The organism is Stenotrophomonas sp. HMSC10F06, assembly GCF_001807865.1.
Taxonomy (GTDB): Bacteria; Pseudomonadota; Gammaproteobacteria; order Xanthomonadales; family Xanthomonadaceae; genus Stenotrophomonas; species Stenotrophomonas bentonitica_A.
In genome coordinates this window covers 40340-64122 of sequence record NZ_KV791249.1, presented here as the reverse complement: position 1 = coordinate 64122, position 23783 = coordinate 40340, and the positions used below count along the sequence as shown (strand labels likewise).

Below are 23783 nucleotides of genomic sequence, written 5' to 3'. Positions count from 1 at the left end.
CATGTGGGTCAGAAATATCGAGTCACCCCACCGGTGTCGGTGGGATTTCCCATTCTATCCGGCTCGCCGCGCCTGCGCGGCGTTTGCCCATTCAGGAGTTTCAACATGGCCACTGTTGGCATGAACGACGTCAAGAACGGGATGAAGATCCTGGTCAACAATGAACCAGCGGTCATCACCGAGACCGAATACGTCAAGCCGGGCAAGGGCCAGGCCTTCACCCGCATGAAGTACCGCTTCATCAAGTCCGGCCGCGTGGTCGAAATGACGATGAAGGCGACCGATGACGTGGAGAAGGCCGACGTCGTGGATACCAACATGGACTTCATGTACAGCGACGGCGAGTTCTGGCACTTCATGGACCCGGAATCCTTCGAGCAGGTCCAGGCCACCAAGGCCGGCATGGGCGGCGCGGAGAAGTGGCTGAAGGGCGAAGAGTCCTGCATCGTCACCCTGTGGAACGGCGAGCCGATCTTCGTCCAGCCGCCGAACTTCGTCGAGCTGAAGATCACCGAGACCGATCCGGGCGTCCGTGGCGACACCTCGGGCGGCGGCGGCAAGCCGGCCACCCTGGAAACCGGCGCGGTGGTCCGCGTGCCGCTGTTCGTCAACCAGGATGAAATCATCAAGGTCGACACCCGTTCGGGCGAATACTCCGCACGCGCAGGCAAGTAATCCGGCAAAGCCGGATTACGGTAGAGCCGACCGTTGGTCGGCTGCGGGACCGGTAGAGCCGACCGTTGGTCGGCTGCAGTACCGACCGGCCACCGCACCGTGTAGAGCCGACCGTTGGTCGGCTGCGGTACCCACCGGCCACCGCACCCGGTAAAGCCGACCAACGGTCGGCTCTACCCCCCAAGCGTCCCGGTCGCCCACGCCTTCGGGTCGTCCGCCCAGCACAGTGAGCACGCATGACCGACACCGCCCGCATTCCCGAAGCCTGTGACCTGTTGATCGAAGCCGGTTACGTGGTCCCGATCGAACCGCATGCGGTGGTGCTGGAAGACCATGCCGTGGCCGTGCGTGGAAGCGAGATCATCGCGATCCTGCCGCGTGCCGAAGCACGCGAGCGCTTTGCGCCGAAGCAGACCGTCTCGCGCCCGGAGGCGGCGCTGATGCCGGGTCTGGTCAACGCACACACCCACAATCCCATGACCCTGCTGCGGGGCGTCGCCGACGACCTGCCGCTGATGGTCTGGCTGCAGCAGCACATCTGGCCGGTGGAAGCGGCGGTGATCGGACCGGAGTTCGTGGCCGACGGCACCACCCTGGCCATCGCCGAGATGCTGCGCGGCGGCACCACCTGCGCCAACGAAAACTACTTCTTCTCCGACGTCCAGGCCGCCGTCTACAAGCAGCACGGGTTCCGTGCGCTGGTCGGCGCGGTGATCATTGATTTCCCGACTGCCTGGGCCAAGACCGACGACGAGTACTTCGCCAAGGCCGGCGAACTGCACGACCAGTGGCGCAACGATCCGCTGATCGGCACCTCGTTCGCGCCGCACGCGCCGTATACCGTCAACGACGCCAATTTCGAGCGCGTGCGCATGCTGTCCGACCAACTGGACATGCAGGTTCACCTGCACACGCATGAAACCGCGCAGGAAATCAGCGACTCGCTCAAGCTGCACGGTCAACGCCCGCTGGCGCGCCTGGACCGGCTGGGCCTGGTCAACGACCGCCTGATCGCCGTGCACATGACCCAGCTGACCGAGGCCGAAATCCACCTGTGCGCCGAGCGCGGCGTGAGCGTGGTGCACTGCCCGGAATCCAACCTCAAGCTGGCCTCCGGCTTCTGCCCGGCCTGCGCGCTGCAGCGTGCTGGCGTGAACCTGGCGATCGGCACCGACGGCTGCGCCAGCAACAACGACCTGGACATGTTCAGCGAGAACCGCACTGCGGCGATCCTGGCCAAGGCCGTCGCCAATGACGCGACGGCGCTGGACGCGGCCACCACGCTGCGTGCGGCCACGCTCGGCGGCGCGCGCGCGCTGGGCTTCGGTGACCGCATCGGCTCGATCGAGGTCGGCAAGCAGGCCGATCTGGTCTGCGTAGATCTGTCCGCACTGGAAACCCAACCGCTGCACCATGTGCTCTCGCAGCTTGTGTATGCCGCCGGCCGCCATCAGGTCAGCGATGTCTGGATCGCCGGCCAGCCCAAGCTGGTCCAGCGCGAACTGGTCGGCATGGACACCGCGGCGATCGTCGCCAACGCGCGCCAGTGGCGCGAGCGTATCCGACACATCCGTGCTTGATGCACCAAGGATCCCCATGAACACCCCCCACGCGTCCACCAATTTCGATCAGGCCGAACTGGACAAGTTCGCCGCCCTCGCCAACCGCTGGTGGGACGTCGACGGCCCGCAGAAGCCGCTGCATGCCCTGAACCCGGTGCGGCTGCAGTACGTCGCCCGGCGCGTGACCCTGCGCGGCGCCCGCGTGCTCGATATCGGCTGCGGTGGCGGCCTGCTCAGCGAAGCGCTGGCCAAGGAAGGCGCGGACGTGACCGCGATCGACCTGGCCCCGGAGCTGGTCAAGGTCGCACGCCTGCACGGGTTGGAGACCGGCGTTACCGTCGACTACCGCGTGCAGGCCGCTGAAGACCTGGCCGCCGAACAGCCGGGCAGCTTCGACGTGGTCACCTGTATGGAAATGCTCGAGCACGTGCCGGACCCGGGCGCGATCATCGCCGCCTGCCACCGCCTGCTCAAGCCCGGCGGCCAGCTGTTCCTCTCCACCGTCAACCGCACCCCGGCCGCGTTCGCCGTGGCGATTGTCGGCGCCGAGTACGTGGCGCGGTTGCTGCCCAAGGGCACGCACCACTACCAGGATTTCATCAAGCCGGCCGAGCTGGGCAAGTGGCTGCGCGAGGCCGATTTCAACCTGCGCGATGTCAGCGGCATGGCCTATGAGCCGTGGCGCAACCGTGCCCGCCTGAGCACGCGCACCGACATCAATTACCTGGCCCACGCGGTCAAGCCGGACGACGCCACAGGTGTCTGAGTCCAGTTTCCCGCCGGCGGTGCTGTTCGATCTGGACGGCACCCTGCTGGACAGCGCACCGGACATGCTGGCCACCGCCAACGCGATGCTGGCCGCCCGCGCGCGCGCGCCGATCACCCTGGACGCACTGCGCCCGGTGGTCTCGAAAGGCTCGCGTGCGATGGTCTCGGTGGCGTTTCCCGAGCTGGACCAGGTCGAACGCGATGCGCTGGTTCCTGAGTTCCTGGAACGCTACGAAGGCCTGATCGGCCAGCACGCCGTGCTGTTCGATGGCATCGCCGGCATGCTCGACGCGCTCGATGCGGCCGGCTGTGTCTGGGGCATCGTCACCAACAAGCCCGAATACCTGGCCCGGCTGATCGTGCCGCAGCTGGGCTGGGAACAGCGCTGCAAGGTGCTGATCGGCGGCGATACCCTGGCCCAGCGCAAGCCGCATCCGCTGCCGCTGCTGATCGCCGCCGAACGCATGGGCATCGCCCCGGGCACCTGTGTCTATGTGGGCGATGACGAGCGCGACATCGTCGCCGCCAACGCCGCCGGCATGGCCTCGGTCGCCGCGTTGTGGGGCTACCGGCTGGACGCCGACGATCCGCTGGCGTGGGGTGCCGACACCCTCGTCGCACTGCCCGAACACCTGCAACATGCCAAGGCGTGGCCGCTTCCGCGCACGCTCTAGCCTTTCAAGGAATACATCGTGAGTACTTCCAGCGCCCTGGACAGTTTCCTGGACAAGTGGCGGACCCGCTGGCCCGAGTGGCAGGTGGCCGAACGCTTCGTTCCCGAGCGCCAGCGCACCCTGGTGGTGGCGTGGTTCTCGCTGCTGCAGGAGTTCGACGACATCCTCAATACCGCCGGCGACCCGATGCCGTCCGATGCCAAGCTGGCGTGGTGGGGTGAGGAGCTGCGCAGCTGGTCCGTGCAGCGCTCGCGCCATCCGCTGGGCCGGGTGCTCGAGCCGGTCCGTGCGCCGTGGGCACAACTGGCCGAGACCCTGCCGGATCTGATCGAGGCGCGAGCTGTGCCGGTCGATCCGGCGCAGGCGCTGCGTTCGCTGCAGGCCTATGCGGCCGCGGTGGCCGCGGTGGAAGCGGTGATGTTCCAGACGCCGGCGCGGGGCGATGTCGCCACCCCGGTGCTGGTGCAGACCCTGGCCCAGCGCCTGCACGAGAGTGGCGTCGCGGCCATTCCGCGTTCGCTGCTGGCCGAGGATGACAGCGCCGCGCCACGCCGGTGGGCGCAGCAGCTGCTGGCGAAGTGGCCGGCCCGGGTCGCAGGCCCGCGCCCGCGCCGTCTGTACGCCGCCCTGGCGCGCGCCCGGCAGAAGACCTGGGCGCAGGACCGCCAGTACCAGGCCACGCCGATGCGTACGCTGTGGCTGGCCTGGTGGGCGGCGCGCGGCTGACTGTTTCTGGTGGGTGCGGACCTTGGTCCGCACGCTCTGTGCGATCGTGCCGACCAGGATCGGCACCTACCACAGCGTTACTTCCTTTCCAGCACCAGCAGCGGATCGATGCGGGTATCGAACCAGTTCATGCCCCAATGCAGGTGCGGCCCGGTCGCGCGGCCGGTCGCGCCCACGGCGGCAATCACCTGACCCTGCTCAACCCGGTCGCCAACCTTCACGTCGATACGCGACAGGTGCAGGAAGTTCGAGCTGATCCCGAAACCGTGATCGAGCAGCAGCGTGCCACCGGTCAGATACAGGTCGGGGCCGGCGAAGGTGACCACGCCCGCCGCCGGTGCCTTCACCGGGGTGCCGGTCGGCACCGCGATGTCCATGCCCGAATGGCCTGAGCCGGGCTGCCCGTTGTAGACGCGCGCATTGCCGAAGCGGCCGCTGATCCGGCCCTGGACCGGCCAGATGAAGGCCTGTGCGAAGTCGGCGCGGTTGTCATCGCGGGCACGCGCGGCGGTGACCTGGGCCTGCTCACGCTTGATCCGCTCGGCGATCGCCGGGGGCGGATTGACCGTTTTCGGCGGCACGCCGTTGACCCGCTCGGTCGGCCAGTCGCGCGGGGTGACCGCAATGCTGACCGTCTCGCTGCCGCCGTCCGGGCGCTTCACCTGCACCTGCAGCGGGCCCTTCTCATCGCGGCCGATGCCGAACACCACGCTGCCGTACCCGCTCACGCGCAGGGTGCGGCCGCCGTACTGCACGACGCTGCCGGCCGGCACCTTGCCGATCACCATCGCGCCCTGCGAGGCACTGGCCGGGAACACCACGCGCGCCTCGGCCTGGGCCATGACGGGCGAGGGCAGCAGACTGCCCATCGCAGCGACGCCGGCGGCCGCCAGGGCCGCACTCAGCAACCGTGCCCGCATCAGCGGTCGAAGCTCATGCGCTGGCCATTCGGCGAGCCCACCAGCTTCTCGCCATCCCATGCCAACTGCCCGTTGACCCAGGTCGAGGCGATGCGCGAGCGGAAGGTGGTGCCCTCGAAGGGCGACCAGCCGCACTTGGAGAGCACGTCTTCACGCTTGACGGTGAAGGGCACGTCCTCGACCAGCACCAGATCGGCGAAGTAGCCCTCGCGCAGGTAACCGCGCTGGCTGACGTCGAACAGCTGCGCCGGGGCATGCGCGAACTTCTGCACGACCTGGGTGATCTCCAGCTTGCCTTCGTGCACCAGCTCCAGCGCGGCCACGAGCGCGTACTGCACCAGCGGCAGCCCGGACGGCGCCTGTGCGTAGGGCTTCTGCTTCTCTTCCCAGGTGTGCGGCGCATGATCGGTGGCGAGCACGTCGATCACGTCATCGGCCACGGCGCGGGTCAGCGCCTCGCGGTCGCTGGCTTCCTTGATCGCCGGGTTGCACTTGATCAGGTTGCCCAGCCGCGCGTAATCGCTGCGGTCAAAGCGCAGGAAATGGATGCAGGTTTCGGCGGTGATCTGCTTGCGGCTGCCATCGGCGCGGATCAGCGGGCCACGTTCGAACAGGGCCAGCTCATCGGCGGTGGAGATGTGCAGCACGTGCAGGCGGGTGCCATGCTTCTTCGCCAGCGACACGGCCAGCTCGGAGGACTTCAGGCAGGCCTCGCGCGAGCGGATGTCCGGGTGCTGCTCGGCACTGAGGGCATCACCGTACTTCTCGGCGTACTCCTTGGCCTTGGCGTCGATCATCGGCGTGTCTTCGCAGTGCGTGATGATCGGCGTGGGCGCATCGCGGAAGATCGCATCGAGCGTTTCCGGGTTGTCGACCAGCATGTTGCCGGTGGAGGCACCCATGAAGACCTTGATGCCCGGCGCCGTCTTGGGGTCCAGCGACTGGATGTGGGCCAGGTTGTCGTTGCTGGCGCCCATGTAGAACCCGTAGTTCGCGCGTGCACGGCCGGCGGCGGCATCGTACTTGGCCTGCAGGATCTCGGCATTGAGCGTGGGCGGGTTGGTGTTGGGCATGTCCATGAAGCTGGTCAGGCCCCCGGCGACGGCCGCGGCCGATTCGGTCGCGATGTCGCCCTTGTGGGTCAGGCCGGGCTCACGGAAATGGACCTGGTCGTCGATCATGCCCGGCAGCAGCCAGCGGCCGGCGGCATCGACCACGGTTTCGCCCGGACGGGCGTCCAGGCCGGGGCCGATCTGCGCGATGCGGCCATCTTCGATGCGCAGGTCGCCCTGGGTGATGGTGCCTTCGTTGACCAGGCGGGCGTTGACGATGAGCGTGGAGGACATTCAGTGTTTTCCTGTGCAGCGGCAGGCGGCGTCGTGCGCGGCGCGCGGCGGCACCTCGTCGATACCGCCGGGATGGAAGGGATGGCAGCGGCCCAGCCGGCGCGCGGCCAGCCAGCTGCCGCGCGCGGGGCCATGGGTGGCGATGGCTTGCATGGCGTATTCAGAACAGCTGGGCATGAAGCGGCAACGCGGCCCCAGCAGCGGGCTGATGAAGCGCTTGTAGAAGCGCAGCAGGGCGATGAGCAGGCGTGAGATCACCCCCCAATCTTATTCCAGTTGGCATGAAGGCCGCATTTGTCGCAGGATGGGGCGTTGGACCCGTCCGCACCCACGCGCGCGACGGGCCGCCCCGGCGGTATCGCCGGGTCAGGTACCGAACTGCGCACGTCGGCCCGCCAGCCAGGTGGACCGGTCGCACGCCTTGCGACTCCGGGGCTGAACGGAGTAGGCGGTGTGGTTGCTGCTGCTGGTCGGGTAGGCTATAAAGGCCCGCTTTCCCGGGCCCCGGGGAATCCAAGGAAGAGCGTTTCGTGGCTGCTAAAAAAACTGCAAAGAAGGCCGTCAAGGCCGCCAAGAAAACCGCCAAGCCTGTTGTAAAGAAGTTGGCGGCCAAGTCCGTTGCCAAGAAGCCGGCCGCCAAGCCGGTGGGCAAGCCTGCATCCAAACAACCGGCTGCCAGGACGGCACCCGTCAAGAAGGCGGCCAGCAAGTCGCCCGCCAAAGCCGTCAAGAAGGCGGTCGCCAAGAAGCCTGCTGCCAAGACGGTGGTGGCCAGGAAGACCGTCGCCAAGAAGGTCGTTGCCAAGAAGTCGACGGTCGCCAAGCCGGTTGCCACGCCCGCCAAGCGCGCGGCGGGCAAGCCAGTGAGCAAGGCGCCCGTCAAGAAAACCGCTGCCAGCAAGACGGCGGCCAAGAAGACCGTGACGCCTGCTGCCGCCAAACCGGCATCCAAGCCGGCACCGGCGAAGAAGACCGCGGTCAAGCAGGCACCGGCCACGCCGGTGAAGGCCAGCAAGACCGCCAGCAAGCCCGTGGCATCCAAGCCGGCCGCCAAGCCGGTTGCAGCACCCGTAGTGAAGTCCGCACCGAAGCCGGCATCGCCGGCCCCGGCCAAGTCTGTCCCGGCCAAGAGCGCGGCCAAACCTGTCACCCCTCCGGCCTCCGCGCCGGCGCCGGTCGCAGCCGCCCCCGCCTCCAAGGCCCCGCAAAACAAGAATCCCGTGCCCGTTTCGAAATCGCCTGCAAAAACCCCCGCCAAGTCCGAGTCCGCCCCCAAGCCCGTGTCCCGCCCGGTCGGCAAGGTCGCCGTTGCCGTGGCAGCGCGTTCGGCCGCCCCGGCCCCGCGCACCAAGGTGAAGGTGGTGGAATACAAGACTGACGAAGCCACCGGTCGTCCGATCCTGCCCGACGGTTACAAGCCGAGCGCGGAAGAGGAATACATGAGCCCGCTGCAGCTGGAGTACTTCCGCCAGCGCCTGCAGCACTGGCGCAATGATCTGGTCGAGGAATCCAAGCAGACCATCGCGAATCTGCAGGAAGAAGTGCGTGACATCGGCGATGAGGCCGAGCGCGCCACCCGCGAGACCGAGAACTCGCTGGAACTGCGTACCCGTGATCGTTACCGCAAGCTGATCGGCAAGATCAACAGCACGCTGAAGCGTCTGGAAGACGGTGACTACGGTTTCTGCGTGGATACCGGCGAAGAGATCGGTCTGGATCGTCTGGAAGCCCGTTTGACCGCTGAGCGCACGATCGATGCGCAGGAGCGTTGGGAGCACCTGCAGAAGCAGCAGGGCGACTGATCGCGCTGTTGGTTGTGCTGTTCTACGAAAAACCCGGCTTCGGCCGGGTTTTTTTTGGCCGTATCCTCAATGCAGATCGCGCAGATTCAACCGCCGCAGCGTCGGATTCTTCCAGGCCGTGATCCCGGCCACGCTCAACACCGCAAAGCCCCCCAGCACCACCGCCGGGACCAGCCCCAGCAGCTTCGCCATCGTGCCCGCATAGAACGCGCCCAACTCATTGGACGAACTGATGAAAATGCCATTGATCGACGACACCCGCCCGCGCATCTCCTCCGGCGTCGCCAACTGCAGAATCGTCGAACGTACCACCACCGAGACACCATCGAAGGCACCGTAGAACAGCAGGATCGCCGCCGACAACCAGAAATTCGACGACAACCCGAACCCGATCACGCACAGCCCGAAACCGGCCACCGCGAACAACAGCACGCGCCCCGCATTGCGCTGCAACGGGCGACGCGCCAGCCACAGGCCCACGCATACCGAACCCAGCGCCGGCGCCGCACGCAGCACGCCCAGGCCTTCCGGGCCGTGGTGGAGGATCTCGTGCAGGAACGCCGGCAGCATCGCCACCACCCCGCCGAGCAGCACCGAGAACATGTCCAGCGCCATCGCCCCGACCATGATCCGGTTGCCCAGCACGAAGCGGCCGCCCTCGGCGATGCTCTTGAAGATCGGCGCCGCCGGGCCCGTATGCACCGGCTCGGAGACACGCAGCGCCGCCAGGCAGCCCAGCGCGATCAGCGACACGCCGACCGCCACGCCGTAGGCCACCCCCTTGCCGCCCCAGGCCACGAGCACGCCGCCCAGCGCGGGGCCGGCCACCATGCCGGCCTGGAACACCACTGCGCCCAGGCCCGCGCCGCGCGCATACTGGGTGCGCTCCAGCACACGGGCGAACAGCGCGTTGTAGATCGGCGAGAGGAACGCGCGGACCATGCCGGTCAGTGCGATCGCCGCGTAGATCGGCCACACCCCGTGGAACGGCAGCCAACCCTGGGCCACCGCGGTCAGCACCAGCGCGGTCATCACCAGCCCGCTGCAGGCGACCATGCCCAGCCGGCGGCGGGGCAGGTGGTCGACCAGGTAGCCGGCAAATGGCGCCACGCAGAAGAATGGCAGTACCTCGGCCAGGCCGATCAGGCCCAGCGAGAACGGATTGCGGGTGACTTCGTAGATATGCCAACCGACCGTCACCGCGACGATCTGGTAGGAGAGCATCGCGAAGATGCGATACGCCAGCACCAGCGAAAAGCCCGGGCGGGCCAGCAGTTGCAGGGCGCTGTCGGGCTCCTGCGGATCGGCGGAGGGCGTCACGACTGCGCTTGCGCGGTGTCGCGGATGAAGGCCAGCATCGCCGCCACGCCGTTGCTGCGGGTCGGCGAGAGGTGACGCGACAGCCCGATGTCCTGGATGTAGCTTGGCTCGGTGGCCAGGATCTCGGCAGCGGAACGGCCCGAGTACACGCGCAGGGCCAGGTAGATCAGCCCGGAGACGATCGCCGAATCACTGATCGCGTGGAAGCGCAGGGCCTCGGCGTTGCCCTCCGGCACGATCCAGACCATGGACTGGCAACCGAGCAGGCGGTGCGCTTCGGTTTTCCATTCTTCCGGGAAGGTGGGCAGCTTGCGGCCCAGGTCGATCAGGTACTGGTAGCGCTCGGACCAGTCACCGAAGAACGCGAATTCCTCGGCGATGGCAGCCTGGGCTTCGGCGGCGGTGGGTTCGAGCGGGAACGGGGAGGTGGGGGTCATGGGGGCTCCGGGTCGGTGTTCGCCGTCCGTGGGTGACCGTGCGTTTGCGGGGGAAGCAGCCTGGCCGTCCGTGGCCGGGCCTGTGTCGTGGCGACGCCCGGCGGACCGGGCAGTGTCTGGCAGCGCCCGACGGTCAGCCGGGCGGCCGTTCAGCGTTTGCGCGACCAGCGCACGCCCTGGGCGGTGTCTTCCAGCACGATGCCTTCGGCGGCCAGCTGGTCACGGATCGCATCGGCGCGGGCGAAGTCACGCGCCTGCTTGGCGGCGGCGCGTTCGTCGATCAGGGCCTGGATGGCCGCATCGTCATCGGTACCGCCTGCAGTACCGAACCATGCGGCGGGATCCTGCTGCAGCAGGCCCAGTGCCAGACCGGCGCCGAGCAGGGCGGATTTCCAGTGCGCCTTGTCGGCGTCGCCGGCCCTGCGTGCCTCGCCGGCGATGCGGGCCAGCTCGGCCAGTGCCTGCGGCGTGTTGAGGTCGTCATCCAGCGCGGCCTCGATCTCGGCCGGAATCACCGCAGCAGCCTCCACGTCGACCAGGTCGCGCAGGGTGCCGTACAGGCGGTCCAGCGTACGCACAGACTGCTCGATCAGCGCGTCGGACCAGTCCAGCGGCTGGCGGTAGTGGGCCGACAGCAGCGCATAGCGCAGCGCCTCGGGGGCATGCTGGCGGACCAGGTCGTGCACGCGCTCGATGTTGCCGATCGACTTGCTCATCTTGGCGCCGCCGAAGTTGAGCATGCCGTTGTGCAGCCAGAACCGGGCGAACGTCTGCCCGCCGTGCGCGCACTCGCTCTGCGCGATCTCGTTTTCATGGTGCGGGAACTGCAGGTCCACGCCGCCGGCATGGATGTCGATGGTCGGCCCCAGATGCGCGGCAGCCATCGCCGAGCACTCGATGTGCCAGCCCGGGCGGCCACGGCCCCACGGCGATGCCCAGCCCGGCAGGTCGTCGCTGGACGGCTTCCACAGCACGAAGTCGCCCGGGTCGCGCTTGTACGGCGCCACGTCGACGCGCGCGCCGGCCAGCATCTCGTCCGGGTCGCGGCGCGAGAGCTTGCCGTAATCGGCGTAGGAGCTCACCGAGAACAGCACGTGCCCCTCGGCGGCATACGCATGCCCGTTGCCGATCAACTGCTCGATCATCGTGATGATGTGCGGGATATGCGCGGTGGCTTCCGGCTCGATGTCCGGCGGGACCACGCCCAGCGCGGCCATGTCCTCGCGGTAGGCGGCGGCGAAGCGGTCGGTGATGGTGCTGATCGGGACCTGCTGCTCGCGCGCGGCCGTGTTGATCTTGTCATCCACGTCGGTGATGTTGCGGGCATAGCGCAGGCCGCCGAAACGGCGCCGGAGCACGTCGGCCAGCACCCCGAACACCACCGGGCCACGGGCGTTGCCGATGTGGACGTAGTTGTAGACGGTGGGGCCGCACACATACAGGGTCGGACAGGTCGGATCGAGCGGGGTGAACGGTTCGAGCTGGCGTGTCAGGTTGTTGTGCAGGCGCAGGGTCATGAGGGTCGGGAGCGGGGGTAAGCGGTCGATTTTAGAACGTGTCGGGGCCTTTGGGGGGATGCGGGGCAGGGCATGCAGGCGTTCGCGTCACCACGGCCGCCGGCTGAAGGCTTCAGCCGATCGGCCCCGTGGAGGCGGCCCCGGGGCCGCGGCTGGGGCCCGACCTATGGGCATACGCGTCACGGAAGGGTAATGTTCAGCCCCTTGTGCCTGGCACTGCCTAAACTATCCCCCTTGTCCTTTTCCTTGTTGCCAATGAAATCCGCTTCGTTGTTGACGCTGGTCTGCCTGCTCGGAAGTGCCGCCTTCGGGGCGTGCGCCCAGGACGGTGAGGTGCGCAACCGGGTGGTGATCGTGGAGAACGTCAAGTTCGACTACGCCCAGGTGCTCAACGTGGAGCCGGTCTTCCAGACCCTGCGCGCCACGCGTACCGAGGAGCACTGCGAGCCGGTCTCCACCCGCACGCTGGCTCCGGTCAACGTCACCGGCGAAGAGCCGCAGGAAGACAAGGGTCGTTTCGGACGTTTCATGGATTCGGTGCGCTCGATCTTCCGCCGCGAAGATGGCAGCACCGATGAGAGTGGCTATTCGGAAACCGTCGTGGTGGAGGCCGCGCCGGCCAATACCGGTCCACTGCTGACCCGGGACTGCAAGATCATTCCGGTGGGCCGTGAGTTCCGCCGCCCGATCGCCTACGACGTGGACTACGTCTACAAGGGCACCAAGTACCGCTCGCGCCTGCCCGAAGACCCGGGCAACCGGCTCAAGATCCGGGTCTCGATCACCCCCTGGGTCGGCAATGAACAGGCCGGCGGCGCCAATCCGTGACCCCTTCCGTCGCCCCATCGGCGACACCTTCAAACTGAATTTCCATTCAGGCCTTGCACCCACCCCGGGTGCATGCAAAGATGGGCGGCCATGAAACTCACCGACTTCCAGCACGACACCAGCGCCGCCCGTATGGCTACGGGCATGACGTCGCGTGCCCGCCGACCGGAACCCCACATTTTCGCTGGGTAACCGGAGCTTCGTGCTGTCTGTTCGGAAAACCCAGCCCCCGCGCTGGGTTTTTTCGTTTCTGCGATCTGAAAAGTTTCATCTGTATGTGTTTTGTTGAGCCCTGACCGCGCCCCGGCGCCCCCAACCCCCGCCGGAAACGGTGGAAAACCAGCCGCAAAGGATCGATCGATGTCCCTGAAGCACTTCCTGAACACCCAGGACTGGAGCCGCACCGACCTGGATGCCCTGCTGACCCAGGCCGCGCTGTTCAAGCGCAACAAGCTGGGCGACGAGCTCAAGGGCAAGTCGATTGCCCTGGTGTTCTTCAACCCCTCCATGCGTACCCGCACCAGCTTCGAGCTGGGCGCGTTCCAGCTGGGCGGCCACGCGATCGTGCTGCAGCCGGGCAAGGATGCCTGGCCGATCGAGTTCAACCTGGGCACGGTGATGGACGGGGATACCGAAGAGCACATCGCCGAAGTGGCCAGGGTGCTGGGCCGCTACGTCGACCTGATCGGCGTGCGCGCGTTCCCGAAGTTCATCGACTGGACCAAGGACCGCGAAGACGAAGTGCTCAAGAGCTTCGCCAAGTACTCGCCGGTGCCGGTGATCAACATGGAAACCATCACCCACCCGTGCCAGGAACTGGCCCATGTGATGGCGCTGCAGGAACACTTCGGCACCCAGGACCTGCGCGGCAAGAAGTACGTGCTGACCTGGACCTACCACCCCAAGCCGCTGAACACCGCCGTGGCCAACTCGGCGCTGACCATCGCCACCCGCATGGGCATGGACGTGACCCTGCTGTGCCCGACCCCGGATTACATCCTGGATGAGCGCTACATGGGCTGGGCCGAGCAGAACGTGGCCGAGAGCGGTGGTTCGCTGCAGGTGAGCCATGACATCGCCAGCGCCTACGCCGGCGCCGATGTCGTCTACGCCAAGAGCTGGGGCGCGCTGCCGTTCTTCGGCAACTGGGAGCCGGAGAAGCCGATCCGCGACCAGTACAAGCACTTCATCGTGGACGAAGCCAAGATGGCGCTGACCAACAACGGCGTGTTCAGCCACTGCCTGCCGCTGCGTCGCAACGTGAAGGCCACCGACGGCGTGATGGACTCGGCGCAGTGCATCGCGATCAACGAGGCTGAAAACCGCCTGCATGTGCAGAAGGCGATCATGTCGGCGCTGGCAGGACGATAAGCAGCACGGCGGCCGTAGAGCCACGCCATGCGTGGCTTCGCGGCGCCCAACGAATAGCAGCCACGCATGGCGTGGCTCTACCGCCTCGAAAAACGCATTCCACATTGCATTCCCACTTGGACCTGACCCCCATGAGCAAGAAAGACATCGTCCTGGCCTTCTCCGGCGGACTCGACACCAGCTTCTGCGTGCCCTACCTGCAGGAGCGCGGCTACAACGTGCATACCGTGTTCGCCGACACCGGCGGCGTGGATGACGAGGAGCGCGATTTCATCGAGAAGCGTGCGGCCGAACTGGGCGTCACCAGCCACGTCACCGTCGACGGCGGTCCGGCCATCTGGAGCGGTTTCGTCAAGCCGTTCGTGTGGGCCGGTGAGGGCTACCAGGGCCAGTACCCGCTGCTGGTCTCGGATCGTTACCTGATCGTGGACGCCGCGCTCAAGCGCGCCGCCGAACTGGGCACCAACATCATCGCCCACGGCTGCACCGGCATGGGCAACGACCAGGTCCGCTTCGACCTGGCCGTGAAGGCACTGGGCGACTACCAGATCGTCGCCCCGATCCGCGAGATCCAGAAAGAACACACCCAGACCCGCGCCTACGAGCAGAAGTACCTGGAAGAGCGCGGTTTCGGCGTGCGGGCCAAGCAGCAGGCCTACACCATCAACGAGAACCTGCTCGGCCTGACCATGTCCGGCGGCGAGATCGACCGTTGGGAAGCCCCGGGCGAGGGTGCCCGCGGCTGGTGCGCACCGCGCAGCGAATGGCCGGAACAGGCCCTGACGGTCACCCTGAAGTTCGTCGAAGGCGAAGCGGTCGAGCTGGACGGCAAGGCGCTGCCGGGTGAGCAGATCCTGGCCAAGCTCAACAAGCTGTTCGCCCCGTACGGCGTGGGCCGTGGCGTGTACACCGGCGACACCGTGATCGGCCTGAAGGGCCGCATCGTGTTCGAAGCGCCGGGCCTGGTTTCGCTGCTGGCCGCGCACCGCGCGCTGGAAGATGCGGTGCTGACCAAGCAGCAGAACCGCTTCAAGCCGGACGTGGCGCGCAAGTGGGTGGAGCTGGTGTACGAAGGCTTCTACCACGACCCGCTCAAGACCGATATCGAGGCCTTCCTGAAGTCCTCCCAGGCCAAGGTCAACGGCGAAGTGGTGCTGGAAACCCGTGGTGGCCGTGTGGACGCCGTTGCGGTGAAGTCGCCGCACCTGCTCAACACCAAGGGCGCCACGTATGCACAGTCGGCCGACTGGGGCGTGGAAGAGGCGGAAGGCTTCATCAAGCTGTTCGGCATGAGCTCCACCCTGTACGCGCAGGTGAACCGCTAAGGCGATGCACCGGGGTGCCGGCCCCTGGCCGGCGCCTCGCAACGGCGATGGATGGTAGTGCCGGCCGCTGGCCGGCGCGTGGCACGGCTGGATCATTGCAGAGCCGGCCAGCGGCTGGCACTACCGATGTTGAACCCTACGGATACTCAGACACATGCTTGAACAGACACTCGATCACCTGCAGCAGCTCGTGTCCTTCGACACGCGCAACCCGCCGCGTGCGATCACCACTGGCGGCATCTTCGATTACCTGCGCGCGAACCTGCCCGGGTTCCACGTGGAGGTGCTCGACCATGGCGACGGTGCGGTCAGCCTGTATGCGGTGCGTGGCACGCCGAAATATCTGTTCAATGTGCACCTGGATACCGTGCCGGACTCGCCGCATTGGACGGCCGACCCGCACGTGATGCGGCGAGCGGACGATCGCGTGATCGGGCTGGGCGTGTGCGACATCAAGGGCGCTGCGGCGGCCCTGGTGGCCGCGGCCAACGCCAGCGATGGCGATGCCGCGTTCCTGTTCTCCAGCGACGAGGAGGCCAACGACCCGCGTTGCATCGCCGCCTTCCTCGCCCGGGGCATTCCGTACGAAGCGGTGCTGGTCGCCGAGCCCACGATGAGCGAAGCGGTGCTCGCGCACCGTGGCATCAGTTCGGTGCTGATGCAGTTCACCGGCCGGGCCGGGCATGCCTCGGGCAAGCAGGGTGCGGCCGCCAGCGCATTGCACCAGGCGATGCGCTGGGGCAACCGCGCGCTGGACCATGTCGAGTCGCTGTCGCACGCGCGCTTTGGCGGGCTGACCGGCCTGCGCTTCAACATCGGGCGCGTGGAAGGCGGCATCAAGGCCAACATGATCGCACCCGCGGCCGAAGTGCGTTTCGGCTTCCGCCCGCTGCCGTCGATGGATATCGATGCGCTGCTGGCCACCTTTGCCGGTTTTGCCGAACCGGAGGCCGCGGTGTTCACCGAGACCTTCCGCGGGCCCAGCTTCCCGGCCGGCGATATTGCCGAAGCAGAAAACCGCCGTCTGGCCGCGCGTGACGTGGCCGATGCCTTGGATATCCCGATCGGCAACGCGGTGGATTTCTGGACCGAGGCCTCGCTGTTTTCGGCCGGCGGTTACACCACGCTGGTGTACGGCCCGGGCGACATCGCCCAGGCCCACACCGCCGATGAGTTCGTGACGCTGGAGCAGCTGCAGCGTTACACCGAGTCCGTGCACCGCATCATCGCGCACGGCGCCTGATCGAATGACGCCGTCGTGGTCCCCCACTGACGGAACTCCCATCGCGGCTGCGGCCGCCTGCGACGATATCGAAATGCCTTCTTCCCAGCCCCACCGCCAGACCCGTCAGACCATCGTGCGCCTGCTCTCGAGCATGGCCAGCGCGAAGGAGATCAGCCAGTACCTCAAGCGTTTCTCGCAGCTGGACGCCAAACGCTTCGCCGTGGTCAAGGTCGGCGGCGCGGTGCTGCGCGATGACCTGGACGCGCTGACCTCCTCGCTGTCGTTCCTGCAGGAAGTCGGCCTGACCCCGATCGTGCTGCATGGTGCCGGCCCGCAGCTGGACGCCGAGCTCTCGGCGGCCGGCATCGAGAAGCAGACCGTGAACGGCCTGCGCGTGACCTCGGCCGAAGGCCTGGCGATCGTGCGTCGGGTGTTCCAGGCCTCCAACCTGCAGCTGGTTGAAGCGCTGCAGCAGAATGGCGCGCGCGCGACTTCGATCACCGGGGGCGTGTTCGAAGCCGAGTACCTGGACCAGGACACCTACGGCCTGGTCGGTGAGGTCAAGAAGGTCAACCTGGCCCCGATCGAGGCCAGCCTGCGCGCCGGCTCGATCCCGGTGATCACCAGCCTGGGCGAGACCCGCTGCGGGCAGATCCTCAACGTCAACGCTGATTTCGCCGCCAACGAGCTGGTGCAGGAACTGCAGCCGTACAAGATCATCTTCCTCACCGGCACCGGCGGCCTGCTGGATGAAGAGGGCAAGGTGATCGACTCGATCAACCTCTCCACCGAGTACGACCAGCTGATGCAGCAGCCGTGGATCCATGGCGGCATGCGGGTCAAGATCGAACAGATCAAGGACCTGCTGGATCGGCTGCCGCTGGAATCCTCGGTCTCCATCACCCGCCCGGCGGACCTGGCCAAGGAACTGTTCACCCACAAGGGCTCGGGCACGCTGGTGCGCAAGGGCGAGAAAGTGCTGCGCGCCACCCGCTGGGACGAACTCGATCTGCCGCGCCTCAAGCAGCTGATCGAATCCAGCTTCGGCCGCACCCTGGTGGCGGATTATTTCCAGAAGACCAAGCTGCTGCGTGCCTACGTCAGCGAGAACTACCGCACCGCGGTGATCCTCACCGATGAAGCGGAAGGGGTCTACCTGGACAAGTTCGCCGTGCTGGATGACGCGCAGGGCGAAGGCCTTGGCCGCGCGGTCTGGAATGTCATGCTGGACGAAACCCCGCAGCTGTTCTGGCGCTCGCGCAACGGCAACCCGATCAATCACTTCTATTACGCCGAATCCGATGGCTGCTACAAGCAGGGCCACTGGAAGGTGTTCTGGTTCGGCGCCGATGGCTTCGACCGCATCAAAGCGTACGTCGAGCATTGCGCCGCACGCACCCCCAGCCTGGAGGGCTGAACCCGATGAATCTTGCCGATTGGACCAAGGTCCCCACGCTGGCCGGCACCCATGCCCGGCTGGAGCCGCTGCAGATGGCGCATATCGATGGCCTGCGCGGCGCACTGGGGGATGGCACCTTGTCCAAGCTCTGGTACACCCAGGTGCCGAGTGCGAAGACCATGACCGCCTATGTCCAGGCCGCGCTGCAGGCGCAGGCCGAGGGCAAGGTGTTGCCGTTCGTGGTCCTCAACGATGCCGATGAAGTGGTCGGCACCACCCGCTACTACGATCTGGACGCCGAGGTGCCGCGCCTGAGCATCGGCTACACCTGGTATGGCGAAGCCGCCCAGCGCACCGGCATCAACACCGAAACCAAACTGATGCTGCTCACCCATGCCTTCGAGCGGCTGGAATGCCTGAGCGTGGTGTTCGAGACCAGCTGGTTCAACGTCACCTCGCGCACCGCGATCGCGCGGCTGGGCGCCAAGCAGGACGGCGTGCTGCGCAACCACAAGCGCCACCCGGACGGCACCCCGCGCGACACCGTCATCTTCTCCATCATCGATGCGGAATGGCAGGGGGTGAAACGCCACCTGCAGCACCGCCTGGACGCACACGCATGAGTACCAAGATCTTCACCGTCGGCATCGTCGGCGCACGTGGCCACACCGGCGCCGAGCTGATCAAGCTGATCGCCGCCCACCCGAGCCTGCAGCTGGGCTTCGTCTCCTCGCGCGAGCTGGCCGGCCAGCGCGTGAGCGATCACCACGGCGACTGGCAGGGTGAGCTGCAGTTCGAAAACCTGGATGCAGATGCCGTCGCTGCAAAGGGCATGGACGCGGTGATCCTGGCGCTGCCCAATGGCCTGGCCGCACCGTTCGTCGCCGCGCTGGATGCGGCCAGGCCGGACACGGTGATCGTCGATCTGTCGGCCGATCACCGCTTCGAGCCGAGCTGGTATTACGGCCTGCCGGAGCTGACCCGGGGCGACTACCTGGGCCAGAAGCACATCAGCAATCCGGGCTGCTACGCCACCGCGATGCAGCTGGCGATCAGCCCGCTGCTGCAGCAGCTGGCCGGCCCGCCGCAGTGTTTTGGTGTGTCCGGCTACTCCGGCGCGGGCACCACGCCCTCGGACAAGAACAATCCGGAACTGCTGCGTGACAACCTCATGCCGTATGCGCTGACCAACCATGTGCACGAGCGCGAAGTCACTGCGCACCTGCGCGTGCCGGTCGAGTTCATGCCGCACGTGGCGCCGCATTTCCGTGGCATCACCATGACGGTGAACCTGTGGCTCAACACGGTAGTCAAGCGCGAGGATGTGATCGCGCTCTACCAGAAGTATTACGCCGATGAGGCGCTGATCGAGGTGCTCGACGAAGCGCCGTGGGTCAGCCAGATCGCCGGCCGGCATGGCGTGCAGATCGGCGGCTTCGACGTGGCCCCGGGCGGCAAGCGCGTGGTGGTGGTGGCGACCCTGGACAACCTGCTCAAGGGCGCGGCCACCCAGGCCATGCAGAACCTCAACCTGGCGCTGGGTCTGGACGAACTGGCCTCGATCCCGCACTGATTCCCACGGCGCTGCGCGGCCCCCTGCGCGCGCCCTGACAACCCGGCGGAGCGACTCCGCCTATGGAGCAAGACATGGCAGACCTTCTGTGGCAGAAGCCCGGCGTGGCGGTAGACGCCAAGATCCAGACCTTCCTGGCCGGCGATGATGTGATCCTGGACCGCGAGTTCTTCCTCTACGACGTGGCGGCCAGCAAGGCGCACGCGCAGGGCCTGGAGAACATCGGCATCCTCGGCAATGACGAGCGCATCGGCCTGCAGCGCGAGCTGGACGTGCTGGCCGAGGATTTCCGCAGTGGCGCGTTCGTGCTGGATGAGCGCTTCGAGGATTGCCACTCGGCGATCGAAGCGCGCCTGACCGAGCGCCTCGGCGATGCCGGCCGCAAGATCCACACCGGCCGCAGCCGCAACGACCAGATCCTGGTCGCCACCCGGCTGTGGCTGAAGGACAAGCTGCTGCGCGTGGCCGAACTGAGCCGCGAGATCGCCAAGGTCTCGCTGGATCGCGCCGAGGCCGAGAAAGACCTGCCCGTGCCCGGCTACACCCACATCCAGCGCGCCGTGGTGTCCTCGGCGGGCATGTGGTGGGCCGGCTGGGCCGAGGCCTTCATCGACAACGCGATCCGCGCGCACGACACGTTCAACCTGGTCGATGCCAATCCGCTCGGCACGGCCGCCGGCTACGGCGTGAATCTGCCGCTGGACCGCGCGCATACCACTGAAGCGCTTGGCTTTGCGCGCATGCAGATCTCGCCGATCTACGCGCAGCTTTCTCGCGGCAAGTTCGAACTGGCGGCGCTGGAAGCACTCGGCGGCGCCACCCTGGACCTGCGCCGCATCGCATGGGACCTGTCGCTGTTCACCAGCGGCGAGTTCGGCTTCGTGGCGTTGCCGGCGCAGTACACCACCGGCAGCTCGATCATGCCGAACAAGCGCAACCCGGACGTGATCGAACTGATGCGCGCCACCCATGCCAGCGTGGCCGCGGCCCGCACCGAGATCGAGCAGCTGCTGTCGCTGCCCTCGGGCTACCACCGCGATCTGCAGAGCAGCAAGGGCGCGATCTTCCACGGCTTCGGCCGCGGCCTGGCCGCGCTGGAACTGCTGCCGGCGCTGCTGGCCAACCTGGAATGGCGCGACGACAAGCTGTGCGCGGCGATCGACTCGGGCATGTACGCCACCGATGTCGCGGTGGAGGCAGCCGTGGCCGGTGTGCCGTTCCGCGAGGCCTACAAGGCTGCCGCCGCGGCGGCGGACACGGCAGGGCAGGGGCGAACCCCCGAAGGCAGCCTGGCCGCGCGCGTATCGCCCGGCGCGGCGGCCGACCTGCGGCTGGATGAACTGCGCGCCCGCTGGGCGGCACTGGTGTGATCACGACGGCGGCCGCAAGGTCGCCGTTTTTGTAACGTCTTGCCGGGTGCTGCCCGGGAAAGGATCTCTATGAAAACCTGTTACCTGGTGATGGTCACCCGTACGCCGGACTTCCGCGATGAGGTCGGTGCCGAACACGCGCGTTTTCTCGATGAGGTGCGTGCCCGCGGGCAGCTGCTGCTGACCGGTGGCTTCACCGACAAGAGCGGCGGCGCTTACGTGCTGCAGGACATCGCTGACCTGACCGCTGCGCAGGCGCTGGTCGACAGCGATCCGCTGCTGGTGCACGGCAGCGCCACCGCCCGTATCCACGAATGGAGCACGCGCTGAGCGCGCCGACCACATGAACCAGCCCGTGCCTTCGCCGTTTACCGAACAATCCGTCCCGCAGTGGAAACGCGCCGTACTCAAAGTGGGCAGCAGCCTGCTGGCCGCTGACGGCGGCGGCCTCTCGCCACGCCACGCGCTGGGCCTGGCCCAGTTCGTCTCGGCCAACGTATTGGCTGGGCGCGAGGTGGTGATCGTATCCTCCGGCGCGGTTGCGGCCGGCCGGGCAATCGTGCCGCGCGCGCTGGAAGCCGGCGCGGCGATGGCAGCGCGGCAGGCGCTCGCCGCGCTGGGCCAGGCACAGCTGATCGGGCTCTGGCAGCGCTTTTTCGAACGCCCGGTGGCGCAGGTGCTGCTGACCCATGATGACCTGCGCAATCGCCGCCGTTACCTCAACGCCCGCGCCACGCTCAACGAGCTGTTGCGGTTGGGCGCGCTGCCGGTGGTCAACGAGAACGACACCGTCTCGGTGGATGAGCTCAAGCTCGGCGACAACGACAACCTCGCTGCGACCGTAGCCGCGTTGATCGACGCCGATGTGCTGTTCATCGCCACCGATATCGACGGCCTGTACAGCGCCGACCCGCGTCGCGATCCGCAGGCACGGCCGATCCATGACGTGCCCGAGTTGACCGTGGAGGTCCTGGCGATGGCCGGCGGCGCCGGCAGTGGCGCCGGTACCGGTGGCATGCATACCAAGCTGGAAGCCGCGGCCAAGGCCGGGCGGGTGGGCATCGAGACCTGCCTGTTCAACGGGCGCAGTGCCGAGGTGGTGCGTGCGCTCAGCCAGGGGCGGTTGTTCGGCACCCGCATCCATGCCGCGCAGACCCGGGTGGCCGCGCGCAAGTACTGGCTGCGGCACGCGCCGCTGGAGCCGGGCGCGATCCTGGTCGATGCCGGCGCAGCCGATGCCCTGCGTGGCAAGGGTGCCTCGCTGTTGCCTGGCGGGGTGCTGGGCGCCGAGGGCGACTTCCGCCGCGGCGACATGGTCGAGATCCGGCAACGCAGCGAGTCCGGCGAGGTCTGCCTGGCCCGCGGCGTCAGCCAGTATTCGGCCAGCGACATCCGCCGCGTCGCCGGGCGCCACTCGCGCGACATCGAGAGCGTGCTGGGCTACAACTACGGTGGCAACGTCATCCACCGCGACGATCTGGTGTTGCTGTAAAGCGTAAGAACATCCACGGTAGAGCCACGCCATGCGTGGCTGCGCAACCTGGGTCCGTTCGACATCCCCCGGCCACGCATGGCGTGGCCCTACCGTTTTTTCCGAGGATATTGAGATGGTCGCCAGCTCCACCACCGACATCCGCAGCCAGGCGCTGGCCTGCCGGGACGCTGCCCGGCAGCTGGCGCAGTTGTCTGCGTCGGCCAAGGCCGATCTGCTCGACGCGATGGCCGCCGCGCTGGAAGCCGATACCGATGCGATTCTCGCGGCCAACGCCCGCGATCTTGCGGCGGCGACGGAAAAGGGCATCGGCACCGCGATGCTGGACCGCCTGGCACTGAACCCGCAGCGTCTGGCCGGTATCGCCGCCGCGCTGCGCGAGGTCGCTGCGTTGCCCGATCCGGTCGGGCAGGTGACCCGCGATGACGTGCGTCCCAATGGCATCCGGGTGCAGAAAGTGCGCGTGCCGCTGGGCGTCATCGCGATGATCTACGAAGCGCGCCCGAACGTGACCGCCGACGCTGCCGCGCTGTGCATCAAGGCCGGCAACGGCGTGATCCTGCGCGGTGGCTCGGAGGCGATCTACTCCAACACTGCCATTGCCGCCTCGCTCAAGCGCGCGCTGCGCGAGGCGGGCGTCGCCGATGCCGCATTGACCCTGGTGGAGGATCTGCGCCGCGAGACCATGCTTGCCCTGCTACAGCTCAACGATGTGATCGATCTGGCGATTCCGCGTGGTGGGGAAGGGTTGATCCGCTTCGTGGCCGAGCATGCCCGTGTGCCGGTGATCAAGCACTACAAGGGTGTCTGCCATCTGTACGTGGACCGCGCCGCCGACCCCGCGCTTGCGCTGCGCCTGCTGGTGGATGGCAAATGCAGCCGACCCTCGGCCTGCAACTCGCTGGAGACGCTTCTGGTCCATGCCGACCTCGCGCCGAGCTTCCTGCCGTTGGCCGCGCATGCACTGGCCGAGCGCGGCGTGCGGGTGCGCGCCGACGCGGTGGCGCGGCAGTGGCTGCCCGATGCCGAGCCGGCCAGCGAGGAGGATTACGCCGCCGAGTATCTGGATCTGATCATCGCCGTGCGCGTGGTCGATGACCTCGAACAGGCACTGATGCATATCCAGCAGTACAGCTCGGACCATACCGAAGTGATTGCCACGGAAGACGCCGCGGCAGCCGAGCACTTCGTGCATGCGCTGCGCTCGGCGGTGGTGATGGTCAACGCCTCCTCGCGCTTCTCCGACGGGGGCGAGCTCGGTCTGGGTGCGGAGATCGGCATCTCCACCACCCGCCTGCACGCCTATGGCCCGATGGGGCTGGAGGCGCTCACCGTCGAACGCTTCGTCGTCCGCGGCGAAGGCCAGACGCGCGCGTGACCCGGTAGAGCCGGCCGCTGGCCGGCTCCTTCGCATCCTGGCAATCCGTGGCGCCGGCCAGCGGCCGGCACTACC

The 23783-nt window shown here is 67.3% G+C and carries 23 protein-coding genes; 17 read left to right on the top strand and 6 right to left on the bottom strand.

Annotated features, from left to right (window positions below; all coding sequences use genetic code 11):
* Positions 1-105 precede the first annotated feature (105 nt).
* The 5 genes from efp (at position 106) to HMPREF3113_RS00835 (ending at position 4405) form a co-directional block, all read left to right on the top strand.
* Positions 106-675: an elongation factor P gene (gene efp / locus HMPREF3113_RS00855; protein WP_019182820.1), complete on the top strand. Its 570-nt coding sequence runs from the start codon at positions 106-108 to the stop codon at positions 673-675.
* 236 nt (positions 676-911) lie between these two features.
* Complete coding sequence (locus HMPREF3113_RS00850) at positions 912-2255, top strand: TRZ/ATZ family hydrolase (RefSeq protein ID WP_070470184.1); 1344 nt, start codon at positions 912-914, stop codon at positions 2253-2255.
* A gap of 16 nt (positions 2256-2271) precedes the next feature.
* Positions 2272-3003: a bifunctional 2-polyprenyl-6-hydroxyphenol methylase/3-demethylubiquinol 3-O-methyltransferase UbiG gene (gene ubiG / locus HMPREF3113_RS00845; protein ID WP_070470181.1), complete on the top strand. Its 732-nt coding sequence runs from the start codon at positions 2272-2274 to the stop codon at positions 3001-3003.
* Positions 2996-3679, top strand: coding sequence for a phosphoglycolate phosphatase (locus HMPREF3113_RS00840; RefSeq protein WP_070470178.1), 684 nt, complete (start codon positions 2996-2998; stop codon positions 3677-3679). The genes ubiG and HMPREF3113_RS00840 overlap by 8 nt, the downstream gene beginning before the upstream one ends.
* 18 nt (positions 3680-3697) lie before the next feature.
* Positions 3698-4405 carry a squalene/phytoene synthase family protein gene (locus HMPREF3113_RS00835; protein WP_070470176.1) on the top strand — a complete coding sequence of 236 codons (708 nt, stop codon included), beginning with the start codon at positions 3698-3700 and terminating at the stop codon, positions 4403-4405.
* A 77-nt stretch (positions 4406-4482) separates the two neighbouring features.
* Here the strand turns inward: HMPREF3113_RS00835 and HMPREF3113_RS00830 are convergent, their stop codons facing one another.
* The 3 genes from HMPREF3113_RS00830 to yidD are packed head-to-tail and all read right to left on the bottom strand — an operon-like array spanning position 4483 to position 6929.
* The gene (locus HMPREF3113_RS00830) at positions 4483-5325 is read right to left on the bottom strand and encodes a M23 family metallopeptidase (RefSeq protein ID WP_070470173.1); all 843 of its coding nucleotides are present in this window, start codon (positions 5323-5325) and stop codon (positions 4483-4485) included.
* On the bottom strand, positions 5325-6671 hold the full coding sequence (locus tag HMPREF3113_RS00825) for a dihydroorotase (RefSeq protein ID WP_046273205.1): 1347 nt from the start codon (positions 6669-6671) through the stop codon (positions 5325-5327). Before HMPREF3113_RS00825 ends, HMPREF3113_RS00830 begins: the two co-directional genes overlap by 1 nt.
* Entirely contained in the window at positions 6672-6929 is a 258-nt protein-coding gene (gene yidD, locus HMPREF3113_RS00820) for a membrane protein insertion efficiency factor YidD (RefSeq protein ID WP_019182827.1), read from the bottom strand. It lies immediately after the preceding gene.
* Positions 6930-7201: 272 nt separating this feature from the next.
* On the opposite strand from yidD, the gene dksA reads away from it, so the two are divergent.
* A complete protein-coding gene (dksA, locus tag HMPREF3113_RS00815) occupies positions 7202-8473 on the top strand; it encodes an RNA polymerase-binding protein DksA (protein ID WP_070470170.1) in 1272 nt (423 codons plus the stop codon).
* 66 nt (positions 8474-8539) lie between these two features.
* Here the strand turns inward: dksA and HMPREF3113_RS00810 are convergent, their stop codons facing one another.
* The 3 genes from HMPREF3113_RS00810 to cysS all read right to left on the bottom strand — a co-directional run bounded on the left by HMPREF3113_RS00810 (position 8540) and on the right by cysS (position 11747).
* A complete protein-coding gene (locus tag HMPREF3113_RS00810) occupies positions 8540-9793 on the bottom strand; it encodes an MFS transporter (RefSeq protein ID WP_070470167.1) in 1254 nt (417 codons plus the stop codon).
* Positions 9790-10230, bottom strand: a complete 441-nt coding sequence (locus tag HMPREF3113_RS00805; RefSeq protein ID WP_070470164.1) for a SufE family protein — start codon at positions 10228-10230, stop codon at positions 9790-9792. The genes HMPREF3113_RS00810 and HMPREF3113_RS00805 overlap by 4 nt, the downstream gene beginning before the upstream one ends.
* A 149-nt stretch (positions 10231-10379) precedes the next feature.
* A complete protein-coding gene (gene cysS, locus HMPREF3113_RS00800) occupies positions 10380-11747 on the bottom strand; it encodes a cysteine--tRNA ligase (RefSeq protein ID WP_070470161.1) in 1368 nt (455 codons plus the stop codon).
* Between the two features lie 255 nt (positions 11748-12002).
* Between cysS and HMPREF3113_RS00795 the strand changes: the two genes are divergently transcribed.
* The 11 genes from HMPREF3113_RS00795 (at position 12003) to HMPREF3113_RS00745 (ending at position 23708) form a co-directional block, all read left to right on the top strand.
* A complete protein-coding gene (locus tag HMPREF3113_RS00795) occupies positions 12003-12575 on the top strand; it encodes a hypothetical protein (RefSeq protein WP_070425542.1) in 573 nt (190 codons plus the stop codon).
* Between the two features lie 360 nt (positions 12576-12935).
* Entirely contained in the window at positions 12936-13946 is a 1011-nt protein-coding gene (locus HMPREF3113_RS00790; RefSeq protein ID WP_019182833.1) for an N-acetylornithine carbamoyltransferase, read from the top strand.
* 131 nt (positions 13947-14077) lie between these two features.
* Positions 14078-15271 carry an argininosuccinate synthase gene (locus tag HMPREF3113_RS00785; protein ID WP_019182834.1) on the top strand — a complete coding sequence of 398 codons (1194 nt, stop codon included), beginning with the start codon at positions 14078-14080 and terminating at the stop codon, positions 15269-15271.
* Between the two features lie 154 nt (positions 15272-15425).
* Complete coding sequence (locus HMPREF3113_RS00780; protein ID WP_070470158.1) at positions 15426-16514, top strand: acetylornithine deacetylase; 1089 nt, start codon at positions 15426-15428, stop codon at positions 16512-16514.
* Positions 16515-16587: 73 nt separating this feature from the next.
* Entirely contained in the window at positions 16588-17913 is a 1326-nt protein-coding gene (locus HMPREF3113_RS00775; protein ID WP_070470155.1) for an acetylglutamate kinase, read from the top strand.
* A 5-nt stretch (positions 17914-17918) separates the two neighbouring features.
* On the top strand, positions 17919-18518 hold the full coding sequence (locus HMPREF3113_RS00770; RefSeq protein WP_019182837.1) for a GNAT family N-acetyltransferase: 600 nt from the start codon (positions 17919-17921) through the stop codon (positions 18516-18518).
* On the top strand, positions 18515-19468 hold the full coding sequence (gene argC, locus HMPREF3113_RS00765; protein WP_019182838.1) for an N-acetyl-gamma-glutamyl-phosphate reductase: 954 nt from the start codon (positions 18515-18517) through the stop codon (positions 19466-19468). The genes HMPREF3113_RS00770 and argC overlap by 4 nt, the downstream gene beginning before the upstream one ends.
* A gap of 74 nt (positions 19469-19542) precedes the next feature.
* The gene (gene argH / locus HMPREF3113_RS00760; RefSeq protein WP_070470152.1) at positions 19543-20838 is read left to right on the top strand and encodes an argininosuccinate lyase; all 1296 of its coding nucleotides are present in this window, start codon (positions 19543-19545) and stop codon (positions 20836-20838) included.
* Between the two features lie 69 nt (positions 20839-20907).
* Positions 20908-21168, top strand: coding sequence for a YciI family protein (locus HMPREF3113_RS00755; RefSeq protein ID WP_019182840.1), 261 nt, complete (start codon positions 20908-20910; stop codon positions 21166-21168).
* Between the two features lie 13 nt (positions 21169-21181).
* The gene (gene proB / locus HMPREF3113_RS00750; protein WP_070470151.1) at positions 21182-22330 is read left to right on the top strand and encodes a glutamate 5-kinase; all 1149 of its coding nucleotides are present in this window, start codon (positions 21182-21184) and stop codon (positions 22328-22330) included.
* A 115-nt stretch (positions 22331-22445) separates the two neighbouring features.
* Positions 22446-23708, top strand: a complete 1263-nt coding sequence (locus tag HMPREF3113_RS00745; RefSeq protein WP_070470147.1) for a glutamate-5-semialdehyde dehydrogenase — start codon at positions 22446-22448, stop codon at positions 23706-23708.
* The last annotated feature ends 75 nt before the right edge of the window (positions 23709-23783 follow it).

Excerpts from the sequence above, each read along its gene's own strand:
- ubiG (WP_070470181.1), top strand. The coding sequence starts at position 2,272 with ATGAACACCCCCCACGCGTCCACCAATTTCGATCAGGCCGAACTGGAC.
- cysS (WP_070470161.1), bottom strand. The coding sequence starts at position 11,747 with ATGACCCTGCGCCTGCACAACAACCTGACACGCCAGCTCGAACCGTTC.
- proB (WP_070470151.1), top strand. The coding sequence starts at position 21,182 with ATGAACCAGCCCGTGCCTTCGCCGTTTACCGAACAATCCGTCCCGCAG.
- HMPREF3113_RS00790 (WP_019182833.1), top strand. The coding sequence starts at position 12,936 with ATGTCCCTGAAGCACTTCCTGAACACCCAGGACTGGAGCCGCACCGAC.
- HMPREF3113_RS00805 (WP_070470164.1), bottom strand. The coding sequence starts at position 10,230 with ATGACCCCCACCTCCCCGTTCCCGCTCGAACCCACCGCCGCCGAAGCC.
- argC (WP_019182838.1), top strand. The coding sequence starts at position 18,515 with ATGAGTACCAAGATCTTCACCGTCGGCATCGTCGGCGCACGTGGCCAC.
- HMPREF3113_RS00830 (WP_070470173.1), bottom strand. The coding sequence starts at position 5,325 with ATGCGGGCACGGTTGCTGAGTGCGGCCCTGGCGGCCGCCGGCGTCGCT.
- HMPREF3113_RS00785 (WP_019182834.1), top strand. The coding sequence starts at position 14,078 with ATGAGCAAGAAAGACATCGTCCTGGCCTTCTCCGGCGGACTCGACACC.
- argH (WP_070470152.1), top strand. The coding sequence starts at position 19,543 with ATGGCAGACCTTCTGTGGCAGAAGCCCGGCGTGGCGGTAGACGCCAAG.
- efp (WP_019182820.1), top strand. The coding sequence starts at position 106 with ATGGCCACTGTTGGCATGAACGACGTCAAGAACGGGATGAAGATCCTG.
- HMPREF3113_RS00745 (WP_070470147.1), top strand. The coding sequence starts at position 22,446 with ATGGTCGCCAGCTCCACCACCGACATCCGCAGCCAGGCGCTGGCCTGC.
- HMPREF3113_RS00775 (WP_070470155.1), top strand. The coding sequence starts at position 16,588 with ATGCCTTCTTCCCAGCCCCACCGCCAGACCCGTCAGACCATCGTGCGC.
- HMPREF3113_RS00755 (WP_019182840.1), top strand. The coding sequence starts at position 20,908 with ATGAAAACCTGTTACCTGGTGATGGTCACCCGTACGCCGGACTTCCGC.
- HMPREF3113_RS00770 (WP_019182837.1), top strand. The coding sequence starts at position 17,919 with ATGAATCTTGCCGATTGGACCAAGGTCCCCACGCTGGCCGGCACCCAT.
- HMPREF3113_RS00780 (WP_070470158.1), top strand. The coding sequence starts at position 15,426 with ATGCTTGAACAGACACTCGATCACCTGCAGCAGCTCGTGTCCTTCGAC.
- HMPREF3113_RS00850 (WP_070470184.1), top strand. The coding sequence starts at position 912 with ATGACCGACACCGCCCGCATTCCCGAAGCCTGTGACCTGTTGATCGAA.
- HMPREF3113_RS00825 (WP_046273205.1), bottom strand. The coding sequence starts at position 6,671 with ATGTCCTCCACGCTCATCGTCAACGCCCGCCTGGTCAACGAAGGCACC.
- HMPREF3113_RS00795 (WP_070425542.1), top strand. The coding sequence starts at position 12,003 with ATGAAATCCGCTTCGTTGTTGACGCTGGTCTGCCTGCTCGGAAGTGCC.